General features: G+C 40.2%; 12 protein-coding genes. All 12 read right to left on the bottom strand.

What is annotated here, in order from left to right; translation table 11 throughout:
• Window positions 1–18: 18 nt before the first annotated feature.
• The 12 genes from murD to QU661_RS02830 all read right to left on the bottom strand — a co-directional run bounded on the left by murD (window position 19) and on the right by QU661_RS02830 (window position 12,525).
• Complete coding sequence (gene murD / locus QU661_RS02885; protein WP_304990262.1) at window positions 19–1,407, bottom strand: UDP-N-acetylmuramoyl-L-alanine--D-glutamate ligase; 1,389 nt, start codon at window positions 1,405–1,407, stop codon at window positions 19–21.
• A 19-nt stretch (window positions 1,408–1,426) separates the two neighbouring features.
• Window positions 1,427–2,392 (bottom strand): phospho-N-acetylmuramoyl-pentapeptide-transferase, encoded by a 966-nt coding sequence (gene mraY / locus QU661_RS02880; RefSeq protein WP_304990261.1) that lies wholly within the window; start codon window positions 2,390–2,392, stop codon window positions 1,427–1,429.
• A gap of 14 nt (window positions 2,393–2,406) precedes the next feature.
• Window positions 2,407–3,846, bottom strand: a complete 1,440-nt coding sequence (locus tag QU661_RS02875) for a UDP-N-acetylmuramoyl-tripeptide--D-alanyl-D-alanine ligase (RefSeq protein WP_304990260.1) — start codon at window positions 3,844–3,846, stop codon at window positions 2,407–2,409.
• A gap of 15 nt (window positions 3,847–3,861) precedes the next feature.
• Window positions 3,862–5,946, bottom strand: coding sequence for a penicillin-binding transpeptidase domain-containing protein (locus QU661_RS02870; protein WP_304990259.1), 2,085 nt, complete (start codon window positions 5,944–5,946; stop codon window positions 3,862–3,864).
• A 151-nt stretch (window positions 5,947–6,097) separates the two neighbouring features.
• Window positions 6,098–6,511, bottom strand: coding sequence for an FtsB family cell division protein (locus QU661_RS02865; protein ID WP_304990258.1), 414 nt, complete (start codon window positions 6,509–6,511; stop codon window positions 6,098–6,100).
• 27 nt (window positions 6,512–6,538) lie between these two features.
• A complete protein-coding gene (gene rsmH, locus QU661_RS02860) occupies window positions 6,539–7,468 on the bottom strand; it encodes a 16S rRNA (cytosine(1402)-N(4))-methyltransferase RsmH (protein ID WP_304990257.1) in 930 nt (309 codons plus the stop codon).
• Between the two features lie 8 nt (window positions 7,469–7,476).
• Window positions 7,477–7,908 (bottom strand): division/cell wall cluster transcriptional repressor MraZ, encoded by a 432-nt coding sequence (gene mraZ, locus QU661_RS02855; RefSeq protein ID WP_106056592.1) that lies wholly within the window; start codon window positions 7,906–7,908, stop codon window positions 7,477–7,479.
• Window positions 7,909–8,118: 210 nt separating this feature from the next.
• Window positions 8,119–8,877: an acyl-[acyl-carrier-protein] thioesterase gene (locus QU661_RS02850; RefSeq protein ID WP_304990256.1), complete on the bottom strand. Its 759-nt coding sequence runs from the start codon at window positions 8,875–8,877 to the stop codon at window positions 8,119–8,121.
• A gap of 20 nt (window positions 8,878–8,897) precedes the next feature.
• Window positions 8,898–9,521 carry an SDR family oxidoreductase gene (locus QU661_RS02845; protein WP_304990255.1) on the bottom strand — a complete coding sequence of 208 codons (624 nt, stop codon included), beginning with the start codon at window positions 9,519–9,521 and terminating at the stop codon, window positions 8,898–8,900.
• Between the two features lie 148 nt (window positions 9,522–9,669).
• A complete protein-coding gene (locus QU661_RS02840) occupies window positions 9,670–11,106 on the bottom strand; it encodes an alanine/glycine:cation symporter family protein (protein WP_304990254.1) in 1,437 nt (478 codons plus the stop codon).
• A gap of 173 nt (window positions 11,107–11,279) precedes the next feature.
• Window positions 11,280–11,594, bottom strand: a complete 315-nt coding sequence (locus tag QU661_RS02835; RefSeq protein WP_304990253.1) for a GIY-YIG nuclease family protein — start codon at window positions 11,592–11,594, stop codon at window positions 11,280–11,282.
• Window positions 11,595–11,598: 4 nt separating this feature from the next.
• Window positions 11,599–12,525, bottom strand: a complete 927-nt coding sequence (locus tag QU661_RS02830) for a D-alanyl-D-alanine carboxypeptidase family protein (protein ID WP_304990252.1) — start codon at window positions 12,523–12,525, stop codon at window positions 11,599–11,601.
• Window positions 12,526–12,562 lie beyond the last annotated feature (37 nt).

Below are 12,562 nucleotides of genomic sequence, written 5' to 3'. Positions count from 1 at the left end.
TCTAATGAACACTAACCACTATCTAAGCAGCTGATTTACACAATTTTTAAAATGGTTACCCCGCTGTTCATAATTATCATACATATCCCAGCTTGCACAAGCAGGTGACAGCAGTACCTTATCTCCAGCTTCGGAGATTTCATGTGCTTTCTTTACACAATCATTCATATCATTTTCATGGTAAATATTTGAAAATCCAGCATTCCTTGCTGCCTTCTCAATATCTTTTGCATCTCTCCCTAATAAAACAAGTGCCTTTACACGTACTGGCAGGTTTTCTCCGAGCTCAGTAAAGTCCTGAGATTTTCCATCCCCTCCTGCGATTAGGATGATATCCTTTTCTAGTGCTTTTAGCGCGATTATTGAAGCATCGACATTCGTTCCCTTTGAATCGTTATAGAACTTTGCTCCATCAACAATCCCACAGTATTCTATTCTATGTTCAACACCGGGAAATTTCTTAAGTGCGTAAGCAATGACATCTGTCTCTATTCCTGTAAAGAACGAAACTGCAGCTGCCGCAAGAGCATTCTCCAGATTATGGTTACCAATTATTTTTAACTCATCTTTACTGCAAATTTGGTGAACTATTCCATTCTCATCTCTTATTACTATGTAGCCATCGTCTAAACAAGCTCCGAATTCAAGCTCTTCTATTCTGCTAAATGGTACAAGCCTAGCCTTGGTGTTAGCACCAAGAGCAAGACATGCCTTATCATCATAGTTTATGACCATATACTCGTCAGAAGATTGGTTCTTACCTATTGCCGCTTTACACGCACCATAAGCTTCCATATTACCATGTCTATTAAGGTGATCTGGAGTAAAATTAAGTATTACAGATACTACCGGCTTGAATTTTAAAACTGTTTCGAGTTGGAAACTGCTAGCCTCGGTTATCATCCATTCGTCATCCGTTGAGTCCTGTACCTTTGAAATAGTAGCAACTCCTATATTGCCAACCACAGTATACTTCCTGCCAGACTCTTCAAAAATTTTTCCTATCAGGCTTGTAGTTGTCGTCTTACCATTAGTGCCAGTAATCGCTACAAACTTACCACGAGATAATCTATATGCCATCTCGAGTTCTCCAATCACTTCTACACCCTTGCTCCTTGCATCGTTAAGGAATCCAAGATTTGGATTTACTCCTGGACTAAGTACGACTATATCAAAGATATCCATGTGTTCCGGTGTCGATCCAAAATAATATTCGATACCTTCTCTATCTAGGAATGTTATGAATTTAGGATCTATCTTGTCTACTGTATTGATGTCCTGTGCTGTTATAGTAGAACCAAGAGCATGGAGTTCTTTTACAGCCGCCATCCCAGAGCGCCCCATGCCTACAACAAGTATATTTTTATCTGCGACTTCTCTTCTGTACTCATCAACTGCGTAACTCATAATTCACTCCTAACCAGTTCTATGCAACTGAGAAATATGCAACTACACTCGAGCATACTGTTACGAGTGTAAATAGTTTTACTACGTTGTACTCTTTCATACCACCTAGTTCAAAATGGTGGTGGATAGGCGCCATACGAAAGAACCTCTTGCCACCTGTCTTACGAAAGTATACTACCTGAATAATAACCGAAAGCGATTCTACTACATATATTATGCCAGCTATCGGAAGTAAGAATTCAGTTTTACTTACAATGGCAATTGCTGAAAGAACTCCTCCCAGTGCCATTGATCCTGTATCACCCATAAATATCTTTGCTGGATACTTGTTGAAAACTAGGAAACCAATCAACGAGCCCGCAATAGCCAGTCCACTAACCGTTAAGATGTATACATCGTGTGTATATCCCACTACAGCAAGCAGAATCACTACAACAAGTGTTACTGATGACGCGAGCCCATCAAGCCCATCGGACAAATTAACTCCGTTGGACATTGCGACTTCTGTCAGAATTACGAAAGGCATAAAGAGCACTCCGAAATTCACATAAACATTTACAAACGGAATGAGCACATCTGTCCCATTGCCACCAAGTATCATATATATACCTATCCCAAGGCTTAGCAAAACTTGCAGCAATATCTTCTGCTTAGCTGTTAGTCCCAGATTGTTCTTCTTGGCAATTTTCTCAAAATCATCAAGAAATCCTATAGCACCAAATACAAGCATTGTAAAGATTATCGCAAAAGTGTCAGCGGCATTTCCGTTTGTGAATATCGCATATGCAAGCCCTGCTACAATGCCAAGAACAATCATGACACCTCCCATAGTCGGTGTACCAGCTTTCTTTTTATGAGCCTCTGGACCTTCTTCTCGAATGAACTGACCAAACTGCTTCTGTTTGAGAAATGGAATCAGAAGTTTGGTTCCTATTGTCGAAATAAGTAATGATACTATAAAAACAACTACAAGTGAAATATTCATCTACCTCTTCCTTGCTAATTAATAGCTGAAATAACGTCTTCTAGCTTCATACCACGAGATGCTTTCACTAAAATTAGATCACCTCTATGAAGTATAGTGCTAAGATCTTTGATCGCTTCATCTTTATCTTTATACGAGATTAATCTTGTTTGGCTAGCTATATTGCGTCCAGCTTCGCGATTTGCAGCTTTTGCTGCATTAGCAATCGCTTCTGCATTGGTTCCAATTGTTATTAGTAAATCGAGACCGGCACCTACAGCATAATCTCCCACACTCTCATGGAGCACTTCTGACTCATCACCCAGCTCAAACATATCACCGAGTATCGCCACATGTCTTTCTGCCTTAGATGCCATAAGCATCTTGATCCCTGCTTTCATAGATTCCGGACTAGCGTTGTACACATCATTTATAATTGTTAAATTATCACGTCTGTCAATCTCAAGACGGCCTGATGAAAAATGTGTATCAGCCAAAGCTGAAATCGCATCTTTCGGCTTGATACCTAGCCTCATACCTACAGCGATTGCAAGTGCAGCATTTCCGAGATTGTGGGCACCAACTACAGGTATGCTTAGTTCGAATGTACCATCGTAATCTTCATTACCTGTGTACACATCTAACGCACAGCTAACCCCATCTATCCCCTTATCTTTTATATTATATAATATAAAATTATCGTCGCCTTTGCTGCCCACTGTTAAAATATCTGTTCCAACAGACACTATTCTACTAACCTTCTGCCTAGTCAGCATGTCGCAATCTGAATTAACAATAATTGTTTCATTGTCTTTAAAGCATTTAGCGATACCTAGCTTTTCAATCGTCAACTCCTCACGCGTTCCAAATACTTCTAGATGTGAAGTTCCAACGTTTGTTACTACCCCTATTTGTGGATGAATAATATCAGCGAGCTCACTAATGTGCACAGACTCGCCTGCCCCCATTTCGATAACAGCAGCTTCAATATCTTCTTCGAATCCAAACACTGTTAGTGGCACTCCATAATCGCTGTTAAGATTGCCTGGCGTCTTCCCAGTCTTGTACTTTGCCGAAAGTACTGCTCCCAGAAAATCTTTCGTGCTCGTCTTGCCAACACTACCTGTAATGGCAACTTTGATTAGATCCTTCCAGTCTGCCATATACTGTTTTGCAAGCTGCATGAGCGCATCTCTGGTATTATTCACTAGGATTACCGTCATATCACCCGTTTCTGCAATCTTATTAGCCCAATCGGGATTAGATACCACCGCTGCAAGACATCCACTTTCCTTAACTGCTGGTAGGAAATCATGACCATCATTTCTCCCACCTATAACAGCAAAAAACAGTGTTCCTGATTTCACCTGTCTTGAATCGATAGCAACGCTAGTGACCTCTTTCGACCCTGCGTCAGATATGAGCTTTGCACCATGCATGGATTCAAGAATATATTTAATTCCTGTTTTCTTCATTAAACTATCCCTTAATTATTCACTATAAATGTATACCGTACCGCCTTTAGCAATCTTATCACCCTTCTTAGGGTACTGATCGATTACAACGAATGAATCACCAGTTCCTTCTGGCATCTTTTTAGCCTTGAGCCCTGCAGCAGTAATCTTACTTATCGCCTCACTGCTATTAATACCTGTAACATCAGGGACAGAAATCTCTGCTTTTGCTAGGGCACTCTTCTCGCTCTTTGAGTATTTACGCTCTATGCCTTTATACACAAGTGTCTTTTCGAGGATTTTCTTGACTATAGGACCGGCATTGGCTGCACCGTAAATACTCTTCTTAGGTCTCGTTACCATAACGAGAATTGATACCTGAGGATCGTCCATCGGTGCCATAGCGATAAACGAAGCTATGGTCTGTTCAGAGTATCCTGAATTCTCAGCGATATTTGCAGTACCGGTTTTACCTCCGACCCTATATCCAGCCAGATATGCGCTTGTACCGCCACCATCCGATACGTAGTACTCCATGATAGAACGCATCTTATCGGCAGTTGACTTTGAAATTGTCTGCCTTAGACGTCTATTTTTAATTACTTTCTTAACCTTGCCATCGGGCCCTATGATTTCCTTTACTGCTTTAGGCTGCATCATTATTCCGTCATTACCAAGTGAATTTACAGCAGTCATCAGCTGGATTGGGGAAATAGCTATTCCCTGTCCATATCCCATCGTGGCAATATCAACGTTACTCACATTATTCTTATTCTTAATTATTGGGTCAGCTTCTCCAGGCAAATCCACTCTAGTCTTCTGCGTAAATCCGAAGATATCTATATACTTGTAGAAGTTAATCTTTCCCATATCGAGGGCAACTCTAGCTAGTGCAGGGTTGCATGAATTTCCAACGGCTTCCGTGATATTCTGAGTTCCGTGTGGAACTGGGCTCCAGCAATTTAGCTTTGTTCCATCCACATTGATATATCCAGGACAACTATATCTAGACGAATCGGTTGTGGTTCCAGATTCGATAGCGGACGAAGATGTTATCAGCTTAAATGTCGATCCAGGCTCATAAAGCCCACTGACAGCTGGATTGGTCCACATTCTACTAAGGTAAGCACTCTTTTCCTTGGTGCTGAGAGACTTGAATTTTTTCGCTTCATCGCCTGACGGTGTATACGGATTGTTAGGGTCATAGCTTGGAGTACTTGCCATAGCCAGAATATCTCCTGTACGAGGATCCATCACTATGCATGTAATCGACTCAGCCCCAGTGTCGTCCATGCCCTCTGCTAGCGCATCTTCAACGTAGTGTTGAATTACTTCATCTATCGATGTCACAAGGCTATCGCCATTCTGCGGGGAGTAATACTTACTGCTTCCTACAGAAAGTGAATTGCCATATATGTCTGTCGTTCTAACCACTCTTCCTTTAATTCCGGCAAGCTTCTCATTATACTGATATTCTAGACCATTAAGCCCTGTGTTTTTGCTGTCTACTGAGCCAATTAGGGTCGATGCAAATGTTCCATTCGGATACGACCTAGTAACCTTTGTCTTGACTACAATATCATCCCCCCACTCTTTCTGGGCCTTATTCACCTGGCTTTGATCTAGACCTTTTGCTAGTAAAACTAGATTATCTTTGCCGGAGAGTTTTTTCTTCATCTCCTTACGACTATCGCCAGATAGCTTGGATAGGTCACGCAAATTCTTCTCTTTGGCAGAACTATCTAGTCCCTTTTTCTTATATAGGTTAAGCGAATATCCGTAAAGTTCATACTTTGTAACTGTCTGCGCTAAAACCTTTTTATTTCTGTCGTAAATATTACCTCTAACGGGATCAAGCTCTGTATCTATCTTCTGCATCTCAGCAGCCTTCGCATTTAAATCATCAGACTTAATAACCTGCCAAAATGCTAAACGAAATATTAGAATTGTAAAGCATACTACAATTGCAAGAAATCCAAAACCAAGCCGGCTTTTATTTTCAGCAGTAACTGCTGTGCTAACAGCCTTGCGATTATTGGTTTTGGCGGTTGCACTAACTGCCTTGCTTTTACTTGAACCCTTCTTTTTCTGTTTATCTAAAGGATTGTGGAACTTAGCCATCAAATTCTCCTAATTATTCTCTAATTATCCGCAACACTACAACTTACATTATATACCATATCTTGTCGTTTTTTGTATATATAACGTATATATTTGAAAAAAGCCACCGATCCAATTTCGGATCAGTGGCATTATAATCAAAATGGACTATTTATTCATAAGCTTCATCCTTGATTGCTGACGCTAGGTTGGTCTTGCCAGAAGACTTTGAATCTCCAATGGTAACGCAGTTTTGCGATTCTGAATGTACCATCCCATATTTCTCAGTTGCAGTTTTCTCAATTTTATTGATGTTGCTCGCATCATTTATCTTCGTATTCAACGAATCGACCTCTGCTTGAATATAATCATTCTTCTTCTGTAGCTGATTGTTTTCTTGATTGAGATTTGCCGCAAATGCAGACATAACCACCATCATAAGGCACATAATCCCCGCCACAATAACTATAGCCAGCATTCTCGAATTCTGTCTTGCCCTAGTGCTACGATTGATGCTACCAGAGCCTCTTCTAGCAACATGAGTTCCGCTATTCATTGTTCCTGCTACGTTAGTCGCAACTTGCATTTCCTTCTTCTCCCTTACTGAATACCCTTAAATTTTCTCAATAACTCTTAGCTTCGCGCTTCTTGCTCTCGGATTCTCCTCAAGCTCTTGTTCGCTTGCTACCAATGGCTTTCTCGTAATTTTCCTTACATCTGCCACTTTACCGCATACACACACAGGTAGCTCCGGCGGACAGGTGCATGGATTCAATCTCTTGTTAAACGCATCCTTTACTATTCTGTCTTCTAGTGAATGGAATGTTATAACAGACATTCTTCCACCAGGCGCTAATAGATCAGGAAGTCTCTCCATCGCTAGCTTTAGATGTTCTAGCTCTCCATTTACCTCTATCCTAATCGCTTGAAATGTTCTCTTTGCCGGATGAGGCCCTGTTCGTCTTGCTGAGGCTGGAATAGCAGCCTTTATAATCTCTACCAGTTGTCCCGTGGTCTCTATATGTTTTTCATCTCTCACTTTAACTATGAACTTAGCTATGCGTGACGCCCAGCGCTCCTCGCCGTACTCCTTGATTATTCGGAAAAGCTCAGCTTCTGAATATTCATTTACCACGGTCGCCGCTGTGAACATGTCGTCCTCATTCATACGCATATCCATAGGAGCATCATGCATGTATGAAAACCCTCGTTCAGCTGTATCTAGCTGATATGACGAAACTCCTAGGTCTAAGAGAATCCCATCTACAGTTTCAACCTTCTCCTTTATCTTGTTTGTATCACTGTAATTCGCATGAATGAATGTCTTCTCACACTTGAACTTATTGAGTCTTATCTTTGCGGTCTCAAGAGCGATACTATCTCTATCAACTGCAACCAGATGCCCGTCCTCACTGAGTCTCTTGCAGATCCCCGAGGAATGACCTGCTCCCCCAACCGTGCCATCCATGTAAGTTCCATTTGCCTTTATGTCGAGTGAATCGATAACCTCATTGAATAAAACTGGCACATGTTCAAACGTCATCATCTCTCCTAAAGCCCATACTCAGCTAACTTAGCTATAAAATCTTCATCATCCATAGGATTGTCATCCTCATTTTCATTGAAGATTTCCTTGCTCCAAACTTCTATCTTATCCATTGCACCCAATGTTACTAGATCTTTATCTATCCTCGCATAGCTTTTGAGATTGGCAGGAACTATTACTCGTCCCTGAGAATCAAGTTTACACTCGCTAGCCTGAGAGAATAGCTTTCTGATGAACTCTCGTATAGCTGGATCTGATTGTCTAAGTTCTTTTAACTTCTCTACTAACAGCCCCCAATCTTCCATCGTATAGATGTAGATGCAACGGTCATACCCTCTTGATAGAACGCACTCCCCACCGAGCTGATTTCTGTACTTTGCCGGAATGATTAACCGGTTCTTGCTGTCTATTGAATTTTCATAAGTCCCGGTAAACATCTCTTCCCTCTTTGCACACAAATTCTATTTTTTATATTTGCTCCTCCATTTTAAACCACTTCTCTCCACAATTCAACACTTTATTGGTATTTTTATGTATTTTTCAGTAATTTCACTGATTTTTTTCATAAAAAAAGAAGACTGTTCAAATCCAGTCCTCCATCATAAATTCATTTAATAATCATTCATCAAGTGAGCAAAGATACACTTTTAGATAATCACTTTTTTAAGTCCCACAGCTGCCTCAAGATTTAGCAATCCGTCTGCTTCTGTATAAAAATATACTAGTTTTTCCGCCCTACAATCCATTTCGCCAGGATCCACGGCATCGCTGCGATAAACCTTAAACTCGCTGCCCAGCGGCGCTTCGTGTACGTACCTAAGATTAATCGATGTTATAAAATACTTTTCGGCATCATCAATATTATCGTACAGCTTAGATGCATATACAGTATTATTCATATGCATATTAATATCTATCATCGACATCGCAACCTTGGAACTCTCAACCTCTTGAAACTTAAGCTCTTTAGGGATTCTAAACCTCCTTGGAATCGAGAGTTCTGGAGCCTCATCCATAGAATAAGTACCCATATCATAATCTTTGCTAGCTATAAGCTTTCCAGTAATAGTGTCAACGAGAGCCCAATTACAGATGGCTTTTGCAACCAACTGACCATCTTTATACATTTCATAACCACGCGGAAAATTTGCACCTTTTCCAGGAACAATCCATGTTTCTACATTCACATCTGAATACTTTTCTACTGGTCTAAATACCTCGATATTCATTCGACTAACTACAAAAGATTTATGTTCCTTAGTATACAGTTCGTCGTATGCGACCGCTTCTTCTCTCATCTGCCTATCACCAGATTCTTGAAGAAGCTGCATAAGCTGCATAGGTTTAAGCGCACCATGTAGGTCGACTTCATACGATCTAATATTATAATGGGTCTTGAATCTCATATTAGTCCCCCTTTTATACTCTACAGTCGGACTATTTGTCCTGTAATAAACGATGAGCTGCTTGATGCCAGCTGTCTAGTTGCATCTGCAACATGTGCCCCAAGACTGTCATTTTTCTCATAAATTATAGCATTTACAGTGATATTTGCATCGTTAAGCGATTTTGATAAAGATATCGTAAAGCCCTCTATATATGATTCTAGTATGTCGCATGCGAATCCAGAGTTTTTGTTTTTTGCCGCAGTTATTACCACACTTCCACTGCGTCGGTTTAAAAAAGGTCTTAGTGCTCTAATCGTATAAAATAGCCCATCAATTTCCGCAATCACTCTATGACGCCATTTATCACCATCCATATCATCGAAACTAGTACCATCAGAAATATCGATGTTTAACACAAGCACGTCAAGTTCATCATCGAAGTATCCTCTTAGCACCTCAAGTGCTGACCATAATGAATCAAGCTTAGATGCTTTACACCTAATATTAAGCGCACTCGCCTCTTTGCTAAGAGCAATAGCCTTGTCGTACGAATTACTGTAAAAGAAAGCTGTAGATGCACCGTACGAAGCAAAACTTCTTACGAGCATATCTCCACCGGCATTCACCCCATCTGTTATAAGAACTCGTTTGCCCTTTCTCATGTTTTGACCTCCAACAATACTGCTTATGAATAGATTTAATGTTATCACTTAGCACGCGCAACATCAAGAGACCGCTATATGCATCTGCACATAGCGGTCTCCTAATATATTCAAAATATGTGTTAACTTTAGCTTCTTCCAAATTCTGCTATTTCCAGAAATCCGTCTCGTCGTGTATACCGATGTCTGAAGCGATAAAATGCGGGTCAAGACCAGCATGTTTCTGTTTCCTATAGTCATTCAAGCATCTAACCGCAGTTCCACCGAGAACTAGAATTACCGGCATGTTAGTAATTACCATGAAGCCCTGTGCCATATCAGCCATATTCCATACAAGATCAGCCTGAGACACTGCTCCTACGTATATGAGAACAATGGCAATACATCTAAACACAAGAGCTTCTTGCCTCTTTAAATCCCTCTTCAACACAAATGCTAGGCAGCCTTCACAATATGAATAGTTTCCAATTAGAGTAGTAAACGCAAAGAAGAACATAGATACTGCGATAAATATCGGTCCGAAATTGCCAAGGGTCGAATGAATAGCAGCTTGCACGTAGCCCGCAGCATTTGCAGCATCTCCATTAACATATTTCTGAGGGTCTACATTTGTAATCAGGCACAGGAATGCAGTTGTCGAACAGATAAGAAGTGTATCTATAAATACCGATAACATCTGGACGAGTCCCTGTTTTACAGGGTGAGATACATCCGCTGTAGCGGCAGCATTAGGTGCAGATCCCATACCAGCTTCATTGGAGTATAATCCTCTCTTTACACCAAACATTATGCATGATCCAGTAAATCCACCGAAAATCGCTTTAAAGTCAAAGGCATTTGCTAAAATTAGATGGAACATGTGAGGAACATTCTTGATGTTCATAAGGATAACCACAAGCGCAACACCTACATAGATGACACCCATCACTGGTACAAGTATTTTTGTTACATCTGATAATCTCTTTGCTCCACCTATTACAATTGCGCCAAATGCAATCGCAAGGATTACACCGATGACCTTTGGTGAATTTTGATTATAGAAGCTGAACGCGCTAAATGTTGATTGCAGGTTATAAGCTGCGAGCATATTATAACCGACGGCATATGTAAATATTATGATTATAGAAAAGAATACGCCAAGCACTTTGCCAACGCCTTTAAGTTTAATGGCATCACGCATGTAATATGCCGGCCCGCCGTAGCTAGATCCGTCGCTGTTCTTCTTATAAATCTGAGCAAGCGTAGACTCAACAAAAGCCGATGCTCCGCCCAAAATGGCAGTAAGCCACATCCAGAAAATCGAACCAGCACCTCCAAGAATAATAGCTGTCGCAACACCGATAATATTGCCAGTACCAACTCTTGAAGCAGTAGAAACCATTAGTGCCCCAAACGACGAAATACCGTTCTCACTCTTAGGTTTCTCTGCCACAACTTTGAGTGAATCCTTAAACATACTTATCTGCATGAATCTGGTGCGAATTGTAAAGTACAATCCGCCAGCAAGGAGTAGCAGTGGCACAAACCACGGTCTATATAGTACATCACTAATCATGAGCACTATATTGTTAATAGCATTTTCCATATTTTTTTCTCCCTAATAATAAGTCCGCATAGTAATAACGTATAAAGTAAAAGTATTTTAGTATAAAAAGTTGATGCATGATTCCCATAATAATCATGCATCAACGTGAAAATTATACCACACTACAAATAATGTGTCTATTATTTGTCTAATATTTAAATAAGTTGTATGCCTTACAATCTTAAGCTTTTAATTAACTCCCCCTTGTCTTCACGGTTAAGCTTCTTGATATACCACTCTCTACTCATCGCTTCACGCTTATTGTCAAACTCTTCATAATACACGAGACTTACTGGAAGTCTCGCACTAGTGTATTTTGCACCGTTTCCTCTATTGTGTGCATCAATTCTTTTAGCGAGATTGACCGTCCATCCAGTGTATAAGGTGCCGTCTCCGCAAAGCAATATATATGTATAGAAACCGTCTTTTTCAGGCGCTTTTAGCTTTTTAAACTTTTCTACATGTGAAGATTTATAATTATTAATCATAAAATTACCCATTAATCTTTTTCATCGCTGCTAAAACATCATCCATATGGCCATGATTGCCGCCTTTGTTGTAGCAGCCCAATGTAATGACTATGTACTTTTTGCCATTCTTTTCCGCTAATACAGCTATGCTCTTGCCTGCTTCTTGTGTATATCCAAACTTACCACCGAGAACTTTAAAATTCTTCCTCTTGTACTTATTAAATGCTGAAATAACGTCATTTGATAATTTTATACCATTAGGGTGACGCTCAGTCTTTGTCGATACACAAGTCGGCGTAGTGAAAATTTTGTAATAATCTTTATCCGATAACGACTCCTTGAGTAATTTCGCAACATCTGAAGCAGTCGAAAACTCTCCTTTCTTATACACACCATCCGGTGTCTCGTAATGTGTATTGGAAAGTCCTATTACACTTGCTTCGTCATTCATCTCACTTACGAAATGGTTTATATTGCCACCCATCATGCTAGCAATCGAATTTGCACACGCACCATCAGATCGCATAATCATCGCATAAAAGAGATCCTTTAAATCGGTGCTTTCATCCACATCATAACCCACCATAAACTCTTTTTGCCGCTTGACAATATTAACCGCTTCTTCACTCACTTGCCCGCTATCATCAAGGACAAGACCCTTACTTCGCATAATTATGAGAGCTTTTCGGCATGTCATCAGCTTAGTCAGCGATGCTATAGGTAGCTTCTTATTGCCGTTAACATCAATCTCTACTTTACCGTCAGTCAAGTTGTATACATATACACTTTTGCTATTATAGGTATCTTTGCTTCCGCTTCGGCACTCTCCAGTTCTTCTATCAGAGATAAAAAAACACATGAAAGAAACTATTGCAACCACGATGATTGCAATAGTTATGCCGATGTAAATCCTTTTTCTTTTGTTCTTAGTTTCGTTCTTAGTTTCCAATATACCTTCTTACCAAAATTCATACGGAAAGTCAGCG

Source organism: Mogibacterium neglectum (genome assembly GCF_030644205.1).
In the GTDB taxonomy this organism is placed as follows: Bacteria; Bacillota; Clostridia; order Peptostreptococcales; family Anaerovoracaceae; genus Mogibacterium; species Mogibacterium neglectum.
The sequence above is the reverse complement of the archived record's forward strand: the minus strand, read 5'-3'. Positions and strand labels throughout refer to the sequence as shown.